Annotated in this window: 15 protein-coding genes; 1 reads left to right on the top strand and 14 read right to left on the bottom strand. The window is 70.2% G+C overall.

What is annotated here, in order from left to right:
- From F0357_RS11025 to F0357_RS11060, 8 genes are read right to left on the bottom strand one after another with little or no spacing between them, the layout of a single operon-like run.
- A complete protein-coding gene (locus F0357_RS11025; protein ID WP_153481124.1) occupies nt 1–1,560 on the bottom strand; it encodes an ABC transporter substrate-binding protein in 1,560 nt (519 codons plus the stop codon).
- Nucleotides 1,561–1,584: 24 nt separating this feature from the next.
- Complete coding sequence (locus F0357_RS11030; RefSeq protein WP_153481125.1) at nt 1,585–2,604, bottom strand: oligopeptide/dipeptide ABC transporter ATP-binding protein; 1,020 nt, start codon at nt 2,602–2,604, stop codon at nt 1,585–1,587.
- Nucleotides 2,601–3,626, bottom strand: coding sequence for an ABC transporter ATP-binding protein (locus F0357_RS11035; RefSeq protein ID WP_153481127.1), 1,026 nt, complete (start codon nt 3,624–3,626; stop codon nt 2,601–2,603). The genes F0357_RS11030 and F0357_RS11035 overlap by 4 nt, the downstream gene beginning before the upstream one ends.
- Nucleotides 3,623–4,537 carry an ABC transporter permease gene (locus tag F0357_RS11040; RefSeq protein WP_246161431.1) on the bottom strand — a complete coding sequence of 305 codons (915 nt, stop codon included), beginning with the start codon at nt 4,535–4,537 and terminating at the stop codon, nt 3,623–3,625. Before F0357_RS11040 ends, F0357_RS11035 begins: the two co-directional genes overlap by 4 nt.
- A 1-nt stretch (nt 4,538) precedes the next feature.
- Nucleotides 4,539–5,483 carry an ABC transporter permease gene (locus tag F0357_RS11045; RefSeq protein ID WP_153481130.1) on the bottom strand — a complete coding sequence of 315 codons (945 nt, stop codon included), beginning with the start codon at nt 5,481–5,483 and terminating at the stop codon, nt 4,539–4,541.
- Between the two features lie 25 nt (nt 5,484–5,508).
- Entirely contained in the window at nt 5,509–7,527 is a 2,019-nt protein-coding gene (locus tag F0357_RS11050) for a CocE/NonD family hydrolase (RefSeq protein ID WP_312861543.1), read from the bottom strand.
- Complete coding sequence (locus tag F0357_RS25200) at nt 7,524–8,810, bottom strand: MFS transporter (protein WP_153481142.1); 1,287 nt, start codon at nt 8,808–8,810, stop codon at nt 7,524–7,526. The genes F0357_RS11050 and F0357_RS25200 overlap by 4 nt, the downstream gene beginning before the upstream one ends.
- A gap of 26 nt (nt 8,811–8,836) precedes the next feature.
- Complete coding sequence (locus F0357_RS11060) at nt 8,837–10,939, bottom strand: oxidoreductase (protein WP_153481146.1); 2,103 nt, start codon at nt 10,937–10,939, stop codon at nt 8,837–8,839.
- Nucleotides 10,940–11,160: 221 nt separating this feature from the next.
- Here F0357_RS11060 and F0357_RS11065 point away from each other — a divergent pair, with 221 nt between their 5' ends.
- Nucleotides 11,161–11,817, top strand: coding sequence for a TetR/AcrR family transcriptional regulator (locus F0357_RS11065; RefSeq protein WP_153481149.1), 657 nt, complete (start codon nt 11,161–11,163; stop codon nt 11,815–11,817).
- A gap of 34 nt (nt 11,818–11,851) precedes the next feature.
- Here the strand turns inward: F0357_RS11065 and F0357_RS11070 are convergent, their stop codons facing one another.
- The 6 genes from F0357_RS11070 to F0357_RS11095 form a co-directional block, all read right to left on the bottom strand.
- Nucleotides 11,852–12,613: a 4'-phosphopantetheinyl transferase family protein gene (locus tag F0357_RS11070; protein ID WP_208948291.1), complete on the bottom strand. Its 762-nt coding sequence runs from the start codon at nt 12,611–12,613 to the stop codon at nt 11,852–11,854.
- Between the two features lie 5 nt (nt 12,614–12,618).
- The gene (locus tag F0357_RS11075; protein WP_153481155.1) at nt 12,619–13,602 is read right to left on the bottom strand and encodes a malate dehydrogenase; all 984 of its coding nucleotides are present in this window, start codon (nt 13,600–13,602) and stop codon (nt 12,619–12,621) included.
- A 184-nt stretch (nt 13,603–13,786) separates the two neighbouring features.
- Nucleotides 13,787–14,095 carry a helix-turn-helix domain-containing protein gene (locus F0357_RS24520; RefSeq protein WP_312861544.1) on the bottom strand — a complete coding sequence of 103 codons (309 nt, stop codon included), beginning with the start codon at nt 14,093–14,095 and terminating at the stop codon, nt 13,787–13,789.
- Nucleotides 14,096–14,213: 118 nt separating this feature from the next.
- On the bottom strand, nt 14,214–15,386 hold the full coding sequence (locus F0357_RS11085) for an iron-containing alcohol dehydrogenase (protein ID WP_153481158.1): 1,173 nt from the start codon (nt 15,384–15,386) through the stop codon (nt 14,214–14,216).
- 46 nt (nt 15,387–15,432) lie between these two features.
- Nucleotides 15,433–16,920, bottom strand: a complete 1,488-nt coding sequence (glpK, locus tag F0357_RS11090; protein WP_153481167.1) for a glycerol kinase GlpK — start codon at nt 16,918–16,920, stop codon at nt 15,433–15,435.
- A gap of 395 nt (nt 16,921–17,315) precedes the next feature.
- Entirely contained in the window at nt 17,316–19,028 is a 1,713-nt protein-coding gene (locus tag F0357_RS11095) for an ABC transporter substrate-binding protein (protein ID WP_153486689.1), read from the bottom strand.
- Nucleotides 19,029–19,105: the final 77 nt, after the last annotated feature.

Consider the following 19,105-nt stretch of genomic DNA (forward strand, 5'->3'; position numbering starts at 1 on the left):
TCACCCCTTGGTCACGCGTGCGATGTCGAGATAGCCGTCGGCCAGGATGAAGGGCTTGAGATTGCCCCGCGCGACGGCGGCGAAGGTTTCGTGGGTGAGGAAGATGAAGCCGCCGGACTGCTCCATCATGTCCTGCATCTTGCGATAGAGCGCGCCGCGCTTGTCCTGATCGGTCTCCTCGGCGCCCTGCTGGTAGGCCGCCTCGAAGGCCGGATCGTCAAATTGCGACCAGTTGTAGATGCCGATCTGGCCGGGCCGGAACCAGGTCAGGTTCTCGGACGGGTCGACGCCGCCGGCAAAGTTCATCAGCACCATGTCGAGCGTCTTCCAGGTGTCGCCGGAGGACTTGTCGCCGAGGGTCCAATAGACGCCCTCGTCGTAGCTCTTGATGTCGACGGTGACACCGACCGCCGCATAGAGCGCCTGGACGATCTGGGCGATGAGCTGGCTCGTCTTGTCGTTGAGGGTGGCGAGCTCGATCGTGAGGTCCGAGACGCCGGCCTCGGCGAGGAGCGCCTTCGCCTTCTCCGGATCGGCCGGGTAGAGGATCTTGTCGCGGTGGCCGAACATGCTCGGCGGCACCACGCCGGTCGCCGGCGCCGCGAGGCCGGAATAGGCGCCCTGCATCACCTGATCGATGTCGAGCGCATATTGCAGCGCCCGGCGCACCCGCTCGTCCTTGAACTTCGGATTGCCGAGATTGATCGTCAGCCACGACAGGCGGTTGCCGTTCATCTCGATCAGTGTGGTGTCGGCCGGCAGCTTGGTGCGGTAGGTCGCCAGCGTGTTGAGGCTGATCTTCGTGTAGTCGAGCGCCTTCGATTCGTAGGCGAGCGCGGCGGACTCGTCGTCCGTCACGATCTCGAAGCGCACCTTGGGGAAGGTCGGCTTGTCGCCCTTCCAGCCGGCGTTGGGGCCGAGCGTCAGGCTCTGCTTCGGCACCCACTTTTCGATGACGTAGGGACCGGCGCTCGTCGGCACGTCGGTGGTGAACTTGCCGCCGACCTTTTCGAGCGCCTTCCGGGAGACGATGTGACCCATATAATAGGGCAGCGTCGTCACCCAGAACGGCGTGTAGGGCTTCTTGAGGTGGATCTTGCCGGTGCGCTCGCCGGTCACCTCGACCTTGTCCATCGCCTCGAAGGCGTAGGCCCAGGCCGACTTGTTGGCCGGATCGGCGACCCGCTCGAAGGAATATTTGACGTCGTCCGCGGTCACCGGACCGAAGCCGTTCGTCCATTCCAGCCAATCGTGCAGCGTGAAGGCGATCTCGGTCGGCGAGACCTGCTTCAGTTCGCTCGCCGCATAGGGCGTCCAGTTGGTCGGGTTGCGCACGTCGCCGAGCCGGTTGAGCGAGAGGAACAGGGCGCGGCCGACCTCCTCTTCCAGAAGGCCGTTCTGGAAGGCGGGATCGAGGATCTGGATGTCCGAGGCCCCGCGCACCACCAGGGTGTCGCCGTCGAGGGCGAAGGCGAGGCGCGGACGGGCGGCGAGGGCGGCGGCGGTGAGCGCGCCGCCGGCGAGGAAGCGTCGTCGGGTGAAGGCGAACGGGTCGGTCATGGCGGCATCCCTCTGGTTCGAGCCTTAGGCTCTTTTTTGGAGTGCGGCGGCCCGCGGACCGGCCGCGGGCGCGGCAGTCTCGGCGAGCGGAAAATGGCAGCTCAGGCGGTGGTCTGGGCCGACGAGGATCTCCGGCGGCGCCTCGGTGCGGCAGCGCTCGGCGGCGAAGCGGCAGCGGAGATGGAAGGCGCAGCCCGACGGCCGGTTGGCGAGGCTCGGCACCTCGCCGGCGACCGGCGGCTCGGTGCGGCGGCGGCGCGGATCGGGCACCGGCTCGGATTCGATCAGCGCGCGGGTATAGGGATGGCGCGGCGCCCGGAAGATCGCCGCCGTCGGCCCGCTCTCGACGACGCGGCCGAGATAGAGGATCGCGATGCGGTCGGAGATGTGGCGCACGACCGCGAGATTGTGGGTGATGACGAGGAACGCGGTGTCGTGGGCCGCGCGGATGTCGAGGAAGAGGTTGAGGACGCCGCCCTGCACCGAGACGTCGAGGCCGGCGGTCGGTTCGTCGGCGACGACGAGGCGGGGCACCACCGAAAGCGCGCGGGCGATCGCGGCGCGCCGGGCCTGCCCGCCGCTCAAGGCATGGGGAAAGCGGTCGAGCACCGCCGGGGACAAGCCGGCCTGCCGCACCAGGGCCGCGAGCGCCGTCTCGTCGGTGCCGCCGGTCCCGGCGATGCGCCGCGGTTCGGCGACGATGGAGCCGATGCGCTGGCGTGGATTGAACGACGAGGCCGGGTCCTGGAACAGGAGCGCGGTGCGCGCCCGCACGCGGCGATAGCTCGCGGGGGAGAAGTCGGGCAGCGGCGTGCCCTCGAAGGTGAGCGTGCCCGCGGTCGGCTTCACCAGCCCAACGAGGGCGCGGCCGAAGGTGGTCTTGCCCGAGCCGCTCTCGCCGACCAGGGCGACGATCTCGCCGGGACGGATCGCGAGCGAGACCTCCTCCACGATCGAGAGCCGGCGCGCCGGGCGGAACGGCAGGGCGCGGCCCGCGGGGACCGCGATCGACAGCGCCTCGGTTTCGAGCACGGGCGCGCTCATGCCGTGCCTCCCGCCGCATCGAGGCGCAGGCAGCGGGCGGCGTGGACACCGCCTGCCGTGTCGACCACCACCCGCGGCGGGGTGAGGCTCGCGCAGCGCCCCTCTGCCTCGGCGCAGCGCGGGGCGAAGCCGCAGCCGGGCCGGCCGGCGCGCGGCACCTCGCCGGCGATCACCGGCATCCGCCCGGCCCCGGCGGCGATCAGCGCCGGCTCGCAGGCGAACAAGGCGCGGGTATAGGGATGGCGCGGCGCGGCGAAGATCGCCTCGACCGGTCCCTCCTCGACGATCCGCCCCGCATACATCACGGCGACCCGGTCGCAGAGTTCGGCGATGACGCCGAGATGGTGGGAGATCATCAGAATGGCGACGCCCGAGGCGGCGTTGAGCTCGCGCATCAGATGCAGGATCTGGGCCTCGGTGGTGACGTCGAGGGCGGTCGTCGGCTCGTCGGCGATGAGGAGCGCCGGGCGCATCAGGAGCGCGGCGGCGATGGCGGCGCGCTGGAGCATGCCGCCGGAGAGCTCGAACGGATAGCAGCCGAGTCGGGCCTCGGGATCGGACAGGCCGACATCCTTCAGCGCCGCGACGATGCGCGTCCGCTTCTCCTCCGTCGACGCACGCTCGCGCCACATCAGGTCGGCGAGCTGCCGGCCGAGGGTGTGGAGCGGGCTGAAGGCGGTCATCGGGTTCTGGAACACCATCGCCGCGGCCGGCCCGCGTAAGCCGGCGAGGGTGCGGCGGTCGGCGCCGAGGAGGTCGGTCCCGGCGAGGCTGAGCCGCTCGCCCGTGATCCGCGCCGAGGACGGCAGCAGGCCGAGCACCGAATGGGCGAGGGAGGTCTTGCCCGAGCCGCTCTCGCCGATCACCCCGACGATCTCGCCCGCCGCGATGGTGAGATCGACGCCGATCGCCGCCGGCACCCCGCCGGCATAGGTGATCGAGACGTCGCGCATCTCGAGCACGGGGCCGGCGGCGTCGGCCGCCGGGGACGTCTCGCGGGCCGCGGCGGTCTCCGTCCTCATGGCCGCCGCTCCCGCGCGAGTTTCGGGTCGAGGGCGTCGCGCAGCGCCTCGCCGAAGAAGGTGAAGCCGATGGTCGCGAGCACGAGCGGCACGCCGCCGGCGATGACCGGCACCGGCGTCTTGCGGATCACCGCGAAGCCGTCGCTGAGGATGTTGCCCCAGCTCGGGATCTGCGGCTTGACCCCCAGCCCGAGGAAGGAGAGCCCGGCTTCGAGGGTGATGATGGTGGAAAGATCGAGGCAGGCGAGGATGAGGAGCGGCCCGATCACGTTCGGCAGGAGGTGGCGGAACAGGATGCGGCCGAGGCCGGCATTCATGGCCTGCTCCGCCTTGATGAAATCGCGCGCCTTGAGGCTCAGCGTCTGCGAGCGCACCAGCCGGGCGTAGCTCGGCACCGAATAGACCACGATGACGAGGATCACCGTCGGGATGCCCGGCCCGAGCAGCACCACCATGGCGAGGCCGAGCATGATCATCGGCAGCGAGCTCAGGCTGTCGAAGACGAGGATCAGGGCGGCGTCGAGCCAGCGCGGCCCGTAGCCCGCGACGAGGCCGAGCGGCAGGGCGGCGGCGAGCGAGAGGCCGAGGGAGAGGAGCGCGACCGTCATGGCGGTCTGCGTACCGAGCACGACGCGGGAGAACAGGTCGCGGCCGAGCTGGTCGGTGCCGAGGAGGTGGAGCAGCGAGGGGTCGGCGAGCCGCTCCCGCACGTTGATCGCCGTCGGCGAATAGGGTGCGATCCAGGGGGCGAAGATCGCCACGATCAGGATCGCGGCGACGAGGGTGCAGCCGATGCCGCCGATCGGGTTGAAGGCGACGCGGCGGATGAGCTCGCTCGCCTTGCGCCGCGGCGGCAGGTCCGGCTCGGCGGCGGTGGCGGCGATGAGGGGATCGTCGATGGTGGCCATCATCTCACAGCGACCTCCGCACGCGGGGATCGAGCCAGGCGACGGCGACGTCGGCGACGATCATGCAGGTCACGTAGAGGGCCGAGGTGACGAGCACCGTGCCGATGACGATCGGATAATTGCGCGAGATGACGGCGTCGTACGTCATCTTGCCGAGGCCGGGGCGGGAGAACACGATCTCGGCGAACACCGAGCCGGTTAGGAGACCGCCGAAGCCGATCGCGATCACCGAGACGACGGCGAGGAAGCCCTGCTTGAGGGCATAGGCATAGACGATGCGGCCCTCGGCGACGCCGAAGGCGCGGAGAGTGCGGACATAGGGCTCGCCCATCGCCTCGATCATGGCGGCCCGCACGATGCGCGCGATATAGCCGACCCAGCCGAGCCCGATCGCGAAGGAGGGCAGGATGAGCGCTTTCGCCTGGCTGGCGAGGTTCCCCGGCTCGCCCGCCCCGATCGCCGGCAGCCAGTTGAGCGCGACGGCGAACACGAGCAGCGAATAGAGCGCGACAACGAAGGAGGGGACGGCGACGAAGCCGACCGAGAGCACGCCGATTAGCCAATCCGGCCAGCGGCCGTGGTGGGTGACGGCGACGCAGCCGAGCAGGGTGCCGAGCCCGACCGCCCAGGCGAGGCTCGTGAGCGCGAGCGTCACCGTGTAGGGCAGCACCTCCCAGATCATCACCGCGACCGGGCGCCGGCTCCAGACGTCCTCGCCGAGATCCCCATGGGCGAGCCGGCCGAGAAACAGGCCGAGCTGTTCGGGCACCGACTTGTCGAGCCCCATCAATTGGCGGAACGCCTCGCGCATCTCCGGTGTCGAGCGCGGCCCGAGAGCGACCACGCTCGGATCGCCGGGGATGAGGTGCATCATGGTGAAGAGCAGGATCGCGACGACGGCGAGAATGGCACAGCCGAGGGCGACGCGGCGGAGGATGAAGAAGATCATCGTGCCGCTCCCCCGGTCGTGGGCTTCAGAGGTGGTCTCGCGCGATCCATGCCTCCCCCTCCCGTTCGAAGGTCAGCTTGTCCTTCTCCCGCGCCTCGAGCCGCCAGCGCAGGCGGAAGCGCTCCGCATCGGCCGTCAGCGTGACGTGGGAGCGCGTCTCGACGTCCGCCTCACCGCTCTGGAACGCGTACACCCAGCTTGTGTCGAGGCACGCCGACAAGGGATCGCCCTCGACGATCTCCATGCGGTCGACCACCCGCGAGGCCGTGGTGACGGCCCGGTCGGTGAGGATCTGGCGGCCGTGGTCGCTCGCGAGCGTCATGATTTCGCGACCGCTGCCGGCCTCGATCTTGATCGCGCGGGTGTGGCGCTCGGGCTCCGTCTCGACATAGGGCACGCCGGCCGACGTCTCGGGCGGCGGGAAGGTCGGGGCGGTCTCGTCCGCGCGCTGCGGGCGCACCGGCAGCAGAAGGCGTCCGGCGCCGCTGTCGAAGCGCAGCGTGGCCATGCGGGGCGCCGGCCACAGGATCGGCCAGTGCTGGTCGGCGAGCACGAGCCTGAGCCGGTGGCCGGCCGGAATGCGGCGACCGAGATCGTTGAGCACGATCCGGGCGCGGAAGCGCTCGCCGGGCACGAGCGGCTTCGGCTCGGCGAAGCCGTCGCGGAAGGAAAGGTTCAGCGCGCCCCAGGTCGCGAGGGTCGAGGTGCCGTCCTCGGCGACGTCGCAGAGGCGGATCGTGAGGGTGGCGAGCGGCTCGTCGGAGACGCCCTCGATCTCGACGACGGGGGCGCCGAGGAGATCGAGATCGGCCTCGAGGGGTGCGGTGTTGAAGGCGAGGCCGATGCCGTCCTCACGGCGCTGGTCGCCGGGCATGTCCGGCACCGTGCCGCCGTAGCCGCCATAGCGGCCGCAATCGCGCCCGGCGGTGACGGGGGAACGCAGCACCAGCGTGCGCCCCGGCTCGGCCGCCGCGCCGAGGCCGCTCGCGTTGAGGTGCAGCACGGTCGGGGCGCGGTCGTGCGGCGGCCACATCGGCTCGCCGACCCAGCGGCCGGGATGGTCGGGATAGAACGGCCGCGGCGCGTGCGGTTCGGTGATCCAGGCGGCGAGCATCGGCTCGTCGAGGAGACCGGTGTCCTCGCCTTCGAGCCAGTGCCGCCACCAGCGGATCGCTTCCTGGATATAGCCGATCGCCGGCCCCGGATTGCCGAGGAAGGGATAGAGGTGCGTCCACGGCCCGATCAGGCCCTTGCGCGGGCCGGAGAGGCCGGCGAGGAGCCGCGGCACCGCGTTGGTGTAGGTGTCGTCCCAGCCGCTGATCGCGTAGACGGGGACCTGGATCTTCGAGAAATCCTCGCAGACCGAGCCGCGCCGCCAATAAGCGTCGCGGCGCTGATGGCGCAGCCAGGTTTCGGACCAGCAGGTGGTCGCGGCGAGCCGCTCCTCCCACATCTCGCGCCAGCGGGGGCCGACGATCTGCGGGTCCGGCGGCAGCGCGCCGAGCGCCAGCATGAAGGACGACCACATCGCATCCTCGGTGAGGAGCGCGCCGCCATAATAGTGGACGTCGTCGGCATAGCGATCGTCTGAGCAGCAGAGCGCGATGATCGCCTTGAGCGCCGGCGGCTGGCGGGCGGCGACCTGGAGCGCGTTGAAACCGCCCCAGGAAATTCCCGTCATGCCGACCGCGCCGGTGGACCAGGGCTGCGCGGCCAGCCAGGCGATCACCTCTTCGGCGTCGTCGAATTCCTGCTCGGTATATTCGTCGTCGAGGAGCCCCTCGGAATCCCCGGAGCCGCGCAGATCGACCCGGCAGCAGGCGAAGCCGTGGCCGGCGACATAAGGGTGCATCAGGAGATCGCGCCACACCGTGCCGCTGCGGCGGCGGTAGGGGATCATCTCCAACACCACGGGGACCGGCTTCTCGGCCGCGTCCTCCGGCAGCCAGATCGTCGCCGCGAGGCGCACGCCGTCGGAGAGCGGGATGAACACCGGATCGAGGCAGCGCACGGCGCGCGGGAAGGTCTCGACGATGCGCGTCACGGCGTGCCCTCCCCGGTCGGGCGCGCGGCGGTCGGCTGTCCCGCCGGCAGATCCTTGTGCGGCGCCCATTCGTAGACGGCCGGCGAGGTTTGCGGATAGGCGACGAACTCCTCCCGCGATCCGACCACCGGCGGTTCGAGGCGGCGCGTGAGGGCGAGGGCGGCGAACGGCACCAGAACCGCGAGCGCGTACCAGAAGAACGAGGCCGCGCCGAACCGCTCCACCCCGAAGGCCGCGACCGCCGGGCCGATCGTGCCGCCGAGCGCCCAGGTGAGGAGGAGGTTCGAGGACAGCGAGACGAAGGCCGCCGGCGCCGCGCGGTCGTTCGCGTGGGCGACGCCGAGCGGATAGAAGATCTCGGCGACGCCGCCGAACACCGAGAACATCACGATCAGGAGCCAGAACGGCGTCGCGCCGTCGACCGCCAGGAAGGCGGCGCAGATGAGCGCCAGCGCGCCGATCAGCCAGATCATCATGCGCCGTCGGTCGCAGCGGTCGGAGAGGGCGCCGAGCGGGAATTGCAGGAACAGGGCGCCGAGCTGGGTCGCCGCCATCAGGAGCACGATGCGGTCCTGGGCGAAGCCGAGATGCAGCCCGTAGAGCGGGCCGATGCTCGAAAAGGTCGAGGAGATGAGCCCGGTCGCCAGACACGCGAAGGTACCGAGCGGCGAGGTGCGCGCCGCCGCGAGCAGGCGGAAGCCGACCGGCGCGTGGTGCAGCGGCTCGTCGACCCGCACCGCCGTGACCGGCACCAGGGCCGCGGCATAGAGGCCGGCGGCGATCATCAGCATGGCGTCGCCGCTCGGATCGATGGTGCGTGCGGCGAGCTGGCCGAGGCCGTAGAACAGGCCGAGCACGAGCACGTAGAGGGTCAGCACCCGGCCGCGCCGCTCGTTCGAGACGAGGGCGTTGAGCCAGCTTTCGATGATGACCGACTGGCCGGCATTGGCGAAGCCGGTGACCGCCTGGATCGCCATGAACACGGCGACGCGCGGCTCGAAGCCGAGGGTCAGGATGAGCACGGCGGAGGCGGCGGCGAAGGCGGCGTAGGCCCGGACCTCGCCGACCGAACGAACGAGCCGCACCGAGCCGAGGCAACCGAGAAGGAAGCCCGCCCCTTCCGCCATGACGACGAGGCCGACCGCGTCCGCACCTTCGCCGGCCGCGATGAGGCGCAGCGGCAGAAGCGTGTGGAACAGGCCCGAGCCCGCGGCATGGAGCGCCCCGCCGGCGAGGGGCGAGGCGATCGACCAGGGCGATGGCGGGGCGGCGGCGGTGCTCACGGCGGGCGATCCCTCCGGCCTCGGCTTCACTCGGCGGCGATGCGGGCGACGAAGCCCGGCTCGACCTCCACGATCGGCGCGTCCCGGCGATAGAGCCGGTCCGGTGCCGCGGCGCCGAGCGTCCGCGCCAGCCGGTGGCCACTGTGCACCGCGTGGGCGATCGCGCCGGGCGCCAGCGTGTCGCCGATCCGCTCGACCGACCGGATGCCCGCGGCGGCCACGTCGGCGGCCCGCGCCGTGAGGGCGTCGAAAAGCTCCGAGCGCGGCAGGCGCAAGCCGACGATCAGCACCGCGCGGCAGGATATCCGCGTTTCCTCGCCGGTGAAGAGGTGCTTCAGGGTCGCCGTCTCGCCGTCGAAATCGGCGAGGATGTGGAGCGTCGTCACCGCGACCTTGCGGCGCGACAGCGCCCGGTGCACCAGCGGCAGCTCGTTGGTCATGATGGTCCAGGCCGAGGCCTGGCCGGCCGGTGTCGCGTAGGAGACCGCGAGGCCCTGGGCCGCGAGATGCTCGGTCAGCACCCCGCCCATGTAATAATTGTCGAAATCGAACACGAGCGTCGGCCCGTCGGGCAGGCGCCCGGCCGCGATGTCGTCGGGGGTGAAGACGTTCGGGTGGTCGAGCCGGCCGACCGGGATCTCCATCGCGGAATAGAGCATCGGCGTCCAGCGCGCCCCGGTCGCGACCACGACATGATCGGGGGCGAGGTCGAGGATGTCGTCCACGCCGAGGGCGCTTTCGAGATAGATCGAGACGTTGTCCATCGCCTCGAGCCGGCCGCGCCGGTAGTCGACCACGCGGCCCCAGGCGGAGAGGCCGGGGAGCCTCGTCTCGAAGGCGAGGCGGCCGCCGAGCGTGCGGCCGGCTTCTGCGAGCGTCACCTCATGGCCGCCGCGGCCGAGCGTCAACGCGCATTCGAGGCCGGCCGGGCCGGCGCCGACGACGAGCACCCGCTCCGGCCGCTCGGCCTGCTCGACGCGCTCGGGATGCCAGCCGCGGCGCCATTCCTCGCCCGCGGTCGGGTTCTGGGTGCAGCGCACCGGCACGCCGTCGTGCCAGCTCGAGATGCAGATGTTGCAGCCGATGCACTCGCGGATCTCTTCGAGCCGGCCCTCGGCGATCTTGCGGGGCAGGAAGGGATCGGCGATCGACGGCCGCGCGCCGCCGATGAGGTCGAGCACGCCGCGGCGGATCTGCGACACCATCGCGTCCGGCGAGGTGAAGCGGCCGACGCCGACGACGGGCTTCTCGGTGAGCTTTTTGACGAAGTCGATGACCGGCTCGTGGCTGCCCTCGCCGGTGAAGCGGGAGGCCGAGCAATCGGTCGGGCTCGAATCCATCTTCACGTCGAACAGGTCGGGCACGTCGGCGAGGAGCGCGATCACCTCGTGCGCCTCGGATTCGGCATGGATGCCGGGGCGGCCACGCAATTCCTCGAGGCTGATGCGCAGCGCGACGCCGCAATCCTTGCCGACCGCGTCCTTGGTGACGTCGATCAGCTCGCGGACGAAGCGCACCCGGTTTTCGATCGAGCCGCCATATTCGTCGGTGCGCTGGTTATATTCCGGCAGCAGGAACTCGTATCCGAGATAACCCATGCCGGCATAGACATAGACGATGTCGAACCCGGCGGTGCGAGCCTTGCGGGCGCCCTCGGCCTGCCAGGCGAGCACGTCCTTGAGGTCCGCCCGGTCCATGGTCTTCGGGCGCAGGTTGCCCATGAAGCCGACATGGGTCGCCATCCAGGGGATGCCCGAGGGCGACAGCGGCGGCAGCCGGCTCGCGCGGTTCATCACCGAGGCGCCGCCGTGCCAGAGCTCGACGCCGGCGAGCGATCCGTGGCGGTGGACCGCATCCGTCATCAAGGCGTGGGCGCGGATGTCGTTGTCGTCCCAGAGGCTGGCGAAGGGCAGCGGCGCGTCGTCGGAGCTCGGGTCGATCGAGCAGGCGCCGGTGCAGATGACGCCCCAACCGCCCTCGGCCTTGGCCTCGCGGAAGGCGGCGCGCACGCGCGGCAGCGCGTTGGTCATGCCGCTCGCGTGGGGCACTTGATAGAAGCGATTGGGCGCCGTCACCGGGCCGATCTTCACCGGCTCGAACAGCACGTCGTAGCGGGGATCCCGCGCCATGGTCTCACCTTCGTTCCCCTCGCCCGCATCGTCGGCGGGTCGATTTGGAACGAGACTAAACACGATTTTTGGCAAGCGCCAGAAGAATTATACGATCGTATAGCTATAATGGGACAGCGGCTGCGCCTTGGCCCCTTGCGCGCGGGGGCACTCTTCACGTTTAAAGGAATCGTGTCTCCGGATCGCGCGCGGCGCGTGTTGTGTTGGCCGGAGCGCGCGTCATGGGCGGTATCGTCTTGGATCCTTCATCCCCCCATTCGGAGCCGCGGGCGCGGTTCCGCCGCGAGGCTCCTGAAGATCGTCGGCGCCAACTCGGCGAGGCGACGTTGCGCTGTGTCGCCAAGCACGGCCATGCGGGCGTGTCGGTGCGTCAGATCGCGGCCGAGGCGGGGGTTTCCCCGGGGCTCATAACCCATCATTTCGGCGAACTCGAAGAGCTGATCGCCTACGCCTTCGACCTGATGTCGGACCGCCTTCTCGCGGCCGTCAACGAAGCCGTCGAAGCGGCGCCGCAGACGCCCCAGGCGCGGCTCGACGCCTTCATCGAATCCTCGTTCTCGCCGATCCTGATGGACCGCGGCGTGCTCGGCATGTGGGTGGTGTTCTGGGGGCTGATCCTGCACTCGCCGCGCATGGCGAGCGCGCAGCGGCACGAATACTCGAACTATCTCGACAGCGTCGAGCGCCTCTTCACCGACCTCGCCGGGGCGGAAGGGTTCTTCGTCGGCGACGTGCGGCTCGCGGCCGTGTCGTTCACGGCTCTGATGGACGGGCTCTGGCTCGCCTGGTGTCTGAACCCGTCCGCGTTCCGCCCCGAGGACGGCGTCGAGCAGGCCCGCCGCTGGATCGAAGGCTTACGCCGCGGCCTCTACGCCTGAGCCGAGCGGCACCGGGCGACAATGCGCGGTCGGCTCAATGCACCGGCGAATCCCACCCGGCGAGGCGGCGGTGGACGATCGTCCAATGCTCCGGGTCGGCGTCGAGCGCCGCGAGCGCGAGATGGTGGCGGCCGGTGCGGGCGTGCCACAGCCGCCAGCGCGAGGCGTCGGCGAGGCTCGCATCGTGGGAGGCGATCCTGGGCGGCCGGTCGAGTTCCACGGTGAAGCTTGACAGATCCTGGGTCAGCCCGCGGCCGGAGGCTTTTACGATGGCTTCCTTGAGGGTCCACAGGGCGAGAAAGGCGCGCGGGCAGGTTTCGGCCGGCAGCGCCCGCAGGGCGTTCGCCTCGTCGCGGGAAAAGAACCGGGTCGCGATCTCGACGCCGTTCACGTCGCGGGAGTCGGCTTCGACATCGACCCCGAGCGCCAGGCCGCGGGCAAGCGCGATCGCCACGAGGCCGCGGGTGTGGGACAGGCTGAAGGCGAGGTCGGTCTCGATCGGGCCGGCGATGTGCGGCTTGCCGTGGGGGCCGCGCTCGAACCGCCAGGCCGAGGGGGGTATGCCGGGCGAGAGGGTGGACAAGGCCCGCCGCAGCAGCCCGTGTGCCAGACAGTAGCTGAGCCGGTCGTCTTCGAGGCGGAAGGCGTTGGCCCGGGCCCGCTCGCCTTCGTCGAGCACGGCGGACAGCCGCGGCCCGTCGGCCGCGGCCATGATGTCGGTCGGCAGCGTCCAGACCGAGATCTCCCGTTCCCCCGGAGGGGGCGAGCCGGATATTCTCTCGGTCTGGACGCCCATCGCCATCAGCCGAGCAGGCTGCGGACGGCGTCGCGCTCGCTCTCGAGCTCGGCGAGCGAGATGCCGATCTTCTCCTTCGCGAAGGCGTCGAGCTCGATGCCGGTCACGCGCTCGAACTTGCCGTTCTCGCAAATCACCGGCACGCCGCAGACGAGACCTTCCGGGATGCCGTAGGAGCCGTCCGAGGCGATGCCCATCGAGACCCAGCGGCCGTTGCTGCCGAGCACCCAATCGCGCACGTGGTCGATCGCGGCGTTGGCTGCCGAGGCGGCCGACGACAGGCCGCGCGCCTCGATGATCGCCGCGCCGCGCTTGCCCACCGTCGGGATGTAGACGTCGCGGCGCCAGGCTTCATCGGGGATCAGCTCGAGGAGCGGACGGCCGCCGGCGGACGCAGGGGCGAGATCGGGGAACATGGTGGGCGAATGGTTGCCCCACACCGCAAGCTTCTCGATCGCTTCGACCGCGACCCCGGCCTTCTTCGCCGCCATCGAGGCCGCGCGGTTGTGGTCGAGGCGCATCATCGAGGTGATGTTCTCGGGACCGAGGTCGGGCGCGGAGGCAAGGGCGATATAGGCGTTGGTGTTGGCCGGGTTGCCGACCACCAGCACCTTCACGTCGCGGCTCGCCGCGTCGTTGAGCGCGCGGCCCTGAACCTTGAAGATCTCGGCGTTGGCGGCGAGCAGGTCGGCGCGCTCCATGCCCTTGCTGCGCGGACGGGAGCCGACGAGGATCGCGATGCCGGCATCGCGGAAGGCGACCTTCGGGTCGTCGGTGATGACGACGTCGGCGAGCAGCGGGAAGGCGCAGTCGTCGAGCTCCATCACGACGCCGCCCACGGCGTTGATCGCCTGGGGCAGGTCGAGGAGCTGCAGGATGACCGGCTGATCCTTGCCGAGGAGGTCGCCGTTCGCGATGCGGAACAGCAGGGAGTAGGCGATCTGGCCGGCGGCGCCGGTGACTGCGACGCGAACGGGGGCTTTGGCCATGGGGAGGGTCTCCGTGATGTCGGGATCGGCGCGCATGCGGCCCGCACGGGCCGCGGCGGGACGCGTCGAGGCGGCGCCACCATGATCCGACAACGCGAAAACCGCAACGCGCTTCCGCACCGCACCATGTCGTTCGTTGGGCTAAAGATCGCCGCGCCGCTGCCGGGAGGAACCCGGCTCAGGATCAGCCGTCGTTCGCCGCGCTGAGTTCGTCCGGCCGCAGCCCTTCGTCCGGAGGCCCGGAATAAGCGAGGCGGACACCCGGCCCGGCGCCGGCTCCGCCCTCGTCGCCCGCATCGAGGAAACGGATGCCGGCATTCTCGAGCGCGCCGACCATGGCGGCGACGGTGCGCGGCTGCGCGGCGAGCGGGCCGGGTCGGGCTTCGAGGCGCTTCACGGAGGGCAGCGAGACCCGGGACATCTCGGCAAGACGCTTCTGGTCCCAGCGGAGCATCGCCCGCGCCGCCTTGATCTGTTCGCTCGTCGTCGTCACGCGGTCCTCCCCCGGTCTCGGTTCCGGGGAAGACAATGCCCGCAGTTTCATAAGGTTCCGCTCGTCTCACCAGGACGTGATCAAACGGAGCGCAGCGGCGCGATCCGGGAGGTCGGTCTCAGGCTTTCGCCTCATGAACGAGGATCGCTTCGAGCGCCTCGACCGCGAGCGGCACCGGGTTTCCGCGCATGGACGACGACGCCTGCGCCGCCGCGGCAACCGCGGCGAAGCGGTCGGGGCCGAGCCCGAAGCGGCCGATCGGGGCGAGACCCTGGGCGGAGATCCACGCCGTCAGGGTCTCCGGCGCGTCGTTGGCCGGGCCGCCGAGGACGCGGGCGATCTCGGCGAACACCTCGTCGAGCCGGTGGGCAGTCAGGCCGTCGGCCCTGGCCCGGTTGGCCCGCAGAACCTGGCCGATCAGCCGGCCGCAGATGAGGCCGTGGGGCGCCGGCACGAGGCCGCCGATCACACCGGCGAGGCCATGGACCGCGCCGAGCCCGGCATTCGCGAGCGACAGCCCACCGCACAGGCTGACCCAGGCCATCTCGTCGCGCGCCGTCGGGTCCGCCGCGGCACTGTCGGTGGTGCGGTCGCCGTCCGCCATCAAACGGGCGAGGGCGACGAGGCCGCGGCCGATCGCGGGCCGAGCGATGGCGTCGGTGAAGGGCGTCGCTTTCGACGAGACATAGGGCTCGATGACCTGCACGACGGCATCGAGGCCGGAGGCGAGGGTGGTTGCGCGGGGACAATCGTCGGTGAGGGCGGGATCTACGATGGCGACGCGGGGGATCATGCGGTCGTCGCGCAGCGACACCTTGCGGCCGTGCTCCGGGCTCGCGATGACGGCGTTCTTGGTGACCTCCGCCCCGGTGCCGGCGGTGGTCGGTATGGCGACGTAGGGGAGCGGATCGGCGCCGAGCGGCTGGCCGCGGCCGATCACCTCGAGATGGTCCATCGGCGCGCTCTGCGACGGGATCAGGGCCGCCAGGGCTTTGCCGAAATCGATCGCGGCGCCACCGCCGAGGCCGACCACGGCCGTCGCGCCGAAGCGCCGCCCCGCCTCGAGCCCGGCTTCGAGTTCCGACAGCAGCGGTTCGCCGCGACAGCGGAGCGGCAGCACGTCGGCGCCCTCGGCGGTGAGCGCATCGATGAGCCAGGCCGCCCGCACCGCGTTCGCCCCGTGGGCGACGACGATGCGGTCACTGAGCCGGCGGACGAGCCCGGCGGCGCGCGCCGCCTCGCCACGGCCGAACAGGATACGCGGCGGCGCCTGGATCGCGAAGGAAGGCATGGTCGTCTCCGGGGTCCGCTCGATCTTGCTGCTCGGCCGCAGGGGGTCACGCCGCCATCGTCGCCTCGACGGCGCGGCGCCAGCGCGCATATTTGGCCGTTCGCGTCGTCTCGTCGAGAGCCGGTAGGAAGCGCCGCTCCAACGCCCAGGTCGCGGCGAAGGCGTCGGGGTCCGGATAGAGCCCGGCTTCGAGGCCGGCGAGATAGGCGGCGCCGAGCGCCGTCGTCTCCCGCACCACCGGCCGGTCCACCGGAGCGCCCAGAATGTCGGCGAGGAACTGCATCGTCCAGTCGCTCGCCGTCATGCCGCCGTCGACCCGGAGCACGCCTTCCGCCGTGGCGTCCTTCCAGTCGGCGTGCATCGCTTCGAGGAGATCGCGGGTCTGGTAGCCGACGCTTTCGAGCGCGGCGCGGGCGAATTCGGCCGGGCCGGAATTGCGGGTGAGACCGAACACGGCGCCGCGGCAATCCGGCCGCCAATAGGGCGCGCCGAGGCCGGTGAAGGCCGGCACCAGCACGAGATCCTGCGCCGGGTCCGCCTTCTCGGCGAGGGGATGGGTCTCGGCGGCGTGGCGGATGATCTTGAGGCCGTCGCGCAGCCATTGCACCACCGCGCCGGCAATGAAGATCGAGCCTTCGAGGGCATAGGTGGTGCGGCCCTTGAGGCGGTAGGCGATGGTGCCGAGGAGGCGGTTCTTCGAGGCGACGAGGTCGTCGCCGGTGTTGAGGAGCGCGAAGCAGCCCGTTCCATAGGTCGATTTCAGCATGCCGGGGCGGAAGCAGGCCTGACCGACCGTCGCCGCCTGCTGATCGCCGGCGACGCCGAGAATCGGGATCGCCCGGCCGAACAGATCGGGGCGCGTGGTGCCGTAGGGCGCCGCGCAATCGCGCACCTCGGGCAGCATCGCCATCGGCACGCCGAACGCGGCGCACAAGGCCTCGTCCCAGCGCCCCTCGCGGATGTCGTAGAGCATGGTGCGGGCGGCATTGGTGGCGTCGGTCGCGTGGACGGCGCCGTCGGTCAGCTTCCAGATCAGGAAGCAGTCCACGGTACCGAAGGCGAGCTCGCCGCGTCGGGCCCGCTCGCGCGCGCCTTCGACATGGTCGAGCAGCCATTTGATCTTGGTCGCCGAGAAATAGGGATCGATCAGAAGGCCGGTCTTGGCGGAGATCTCCGGTTCGAGGCCGTCCGCCTTGAGGCGGGCGCAGAGATCGGCGGTGCGGCGGTCCTGCCAGACGATGGCGCGGTGGATCGGCTCGCCGGTCGCCCGGTCCCAGATCACCACCGTTTCGCGCTGGTTGGTGATGCCGATCGCCGCGATGTCGGCGCCGGTGAGGCCGGCCTGCTCGATCGCGGCACGCGCGGTGCCGGCGACGCTCGACCAGAGGTCCGCCGGGTCGTGCTCGACCCAGCCGGAGGCCGGGAAATGCTGCGGGAATTCCTGCTGGGCGACGGCCTTGAGGCGCATCGCGGCGTCGAACAGGATCGCCCGCGACGAGGTGGTGCCCTGATCGATGGCGAGGATGTGCGTCATGGGGAAATCCACCTGAAGTTTCCCGGGAGAGCGCCCGGAGCATGGCGTGTCACCGGCCTCGCCCTTCTGCCCTCTCCCCGCGCGGGGTGACTATGGCGCGTAGGGCCGGATCAGGGGTGTTCGAACCCACTCCTCGTCATCCCCGCCCTTGTGGCGGGGACCCGGAGCCATGAGCGCGGGGATCGCCGCCCCTGGGTCCCGGGGACAAGCCCGGGGATGACCGCAGAGAGGTCACGCGGGGCGCCCCACACGCAAGGGCGATGCGCGTGAGGGCGATGGGCGTGAGGGCCGTGTGCGGAAGCGCCGAAAGCGTCTCCGGCAAGGCGGCGAGGCGGGCCGGCGTATCGCCGGTCCGCCTCGGGTTCATTCAGTCCGGTCGGATCACTCCTGCCGGATCACTCTTGCCAAGACTTGATCAGCTGGTCGTAATCGACGGTGACCGGCTTGTCCTTCTCGTTGGCGAGCGGGAGCTGCGGCGCGAGCTGGCCGTGCTCGACGGCGTACTTATTCCACCATTCGAGGTCGTGCTTGGCGGCGAGCTTCGGCCCGATATCGCCCTGGACGCCCGAGCGCTCGATGCGCTGAAGCACCTTCTCCTGCTCGGCGCAGAGCGAATCCATCGCCTCCTGCGGGGTCTTGGCGCCGGAGGCGGCGTCGCCGATGTTCTGCCACCAGAGCTGAGCGAGCTTCGGATAATCCGGCACGTTGGTGCCGGTCGGGGTCCACTGCACGCGGGCCGGAGAGCGGTAGAACTCGACGAGGCCGCCGAGCTTCGGCGCGCGCTCGGTGAAGCTCTTGTCGCGGATGGTGCTCTCACGGATGAAGGTGAGGCCCACGTGCGACTTCTTCACGTCCACGGTCTTCGAGGTGACGAACTGGGCATAGAGCCAGGCCGCCTTGGCGCGATCGACCGGGGTCGACTTCATCAGCGTCCAAGACCCCGCGTCCTGGTAGCCGAGCTTCATGCCCTCCTTCCAATAGACGCCGTGGGGCGAGGGGGCCATGCGCCACTTCGGGGTACCGTCCGCGTTCACGACCGGCAGGCCGTCCTTCACCATGTCGGCGGTGAAGGCGGTGTACCAGAAGATCTGCTGGGCGATCTCACCCTGGGCCGGCACCGGGCCGGATTCGCCGAAGGTCATGCCCTGGGCCGAGGGCGGCGCGTAGGCCTTCAGCCAGTCGAGATATTTCTTGATCGAGTAGACGGCGGCCGGGCCGTTGGTGTCGCCGCCGCGATCGACGCACGAGCCGATCGGACGATCGTGATCGTCGACCCGGATGCCCCATTCGTCCACCGGCTTGCCGTTCGGCAGGCCCTTGTCGCCGTTGCCGGCCATCGACAGCCACGCGTCGGTGAAGCGCCAGCCGAGCGACGGGTCCTTCTTGCCATAGTCCATATGGCCGTAGACCTTCTTGCCGTCGATCTCGCGACCGGTGAAGAACTCGGCGATGTCCTCGTAGGCCGACCAGTTGACCGGGACGCCGAGGTCGTAGCCGTACTTCGCCTTGAAGTCGGCCTTGTTCTTCGGGTCGGTGAACCAGTCGTAGCGGAACCAGTAGACGTTGGCGAACTGCTGGTCGGGAAGCTGGTAGAGCTTGCCGTCCGGAGCGGTGGTGAAGGACTTCCCGATGAAGTCGTTGACGTCGAGGCCGGGATTGGTGACGTCCTTGCCCTCGCCGGCCATCCAGTCGGTCAGGTCGCGGACCTGCTTGTAACGCCAGTGGGTGCCGATCAGGTCGGAATCGTTGATGTAGCCGTCGTAGATGTTCTCGCCGGTCTGCATCTGGGTCTGCAGCTTCTCGATCACGTCGCCCTCGCCGATGAGGTCGTGGGTGATCTTGATGCCGGTGATCGCGGTGAAGGCGGGCGCCAGCACCTTCGATTCATATTCGTGGGTGGTGATGGTCTCGGAGACGACCTTGATCTCCATGCCCTGGAAGGGCTTGGCGGCGTCTATGAACCACTGCATTTCGGCTTCCTGATCGGCGCGCGAGAGCGTCGAAAGGGGGCCGATTTCCTTGTCGAGGAACGTCTTGGCGGCGTCCATGTCGGCGAAGGCGGGGCTTGCGGTGGCAAGGCCTCCCACGGCGAACAGGGCGAGCGCCATCGCGGTCGATGCGCGAAGCGGTTTCATTGTTCTTGTCTCCTCCCGGATGCGGGTCTTCGCCGGGCCATCCCCCGGCG

It is taken from the genome of Segnochrobactrum spirostomi (genome assembly GCF_009600605.1).
In the GTDB taxonomy this organism is placed as follows: domain Bacteria; phylum Pseudomonadota; class Alphaproteobacteria; order Rhizobiales; family Segnochrobactraceae; genus Segnochrobactrum; species Segnochrobactrum spirostomi.

Excerpts from the sequence above, each read along its gene's own strand:
- F0357_RS11025 (WP_153481124.1), bottom strand. The coding sequence starts at position 1,560 with ATGACCGACCCGTTCGCCTTCACCCGACGACGCTTCCTCGCCGGCGGC.
- F0357_RS11030 (WP_153481125.1), bottom strand. The coding sequence starts at position 2,604 with ATGAGCGCGCCCGTGCTCGAAACCGAGGCGCTGTCGATCGCGGTCCCC.
- F0357_RS11035 (WP_153481127.1), bottom strand. The coding sequence starts at position 3,626 with ATGAGGACGGAGACCGCCGCGGCCCGCGAGACGTCCCCGGCGGCCGAC.
- F0357_RS11040 (WP_246161431.1), bottom strand. The coding sequence starts at position 4,537 with ATGATGGCCACCATCGACGATCCCCTCATCGCCGCCACCGCCGCCGAG.
- F0357_RS11045 (WP_153481130.1), bottom strand. The coding sequence starts at position 5,483 with ATGATCTTCTTCATCCTCCGCCGCGTCGCCCTCGGCTGTGCCATTCTC.
- F0357_RS11060 (WP_153481146.1), bottom strand. The coding sequence starts at position 10,939 with ATGGCGCGGGATCCCCGCTACGACGTGCTGTTCGAGCCGGTGAAGATC.
- F0357_RS11065 (WP_153481149.1), top strand. The coding sequence starts at position 11,161 with ATGGGCGGTATCGTCTTGGATCCTTCATCCCCCCATTCGGAGCCGCGG.
- F0357_RS11070 (WP_208948291.1), bottom strand. The coding sequence starts at position 12,613 with ATGGGCGTCCAGACCGAGAGAATATCCGGCTCGCCCCCTCCGGGGGAA.
- F0357_RS11075 (WP_153481155.1), bottom strand. The coding sequence starts at position 13,602 with ATGGCCAAAGCCCCCGTTCGCGTCGCAGTCACCGGCGCCGCCGGCCAG.
- F0357_RS11085 (WP_153481158.1), bottom strand. The coding sequence starts at position 15,386 with ATGCCTTCCTTCGCGATCCAGGCGCCGCCGCGTATCCTGTTCGGCCGT.
- glpK (WP_153481167.1), bottom strand. The coding sequence starts at position 16,920 with ATGACGCACATCCTCGCCATCGATCAGGGCACCACCTCGTCGCGGGCG.
- F0357_RS11095 (WP_153486689.1), bottom strand. The coding sequence starts at position 19,028 with ATGGCGCTCGCCCTGTTCGCCGTGGGAGGCCTTGCCACCGCAAGCCCC.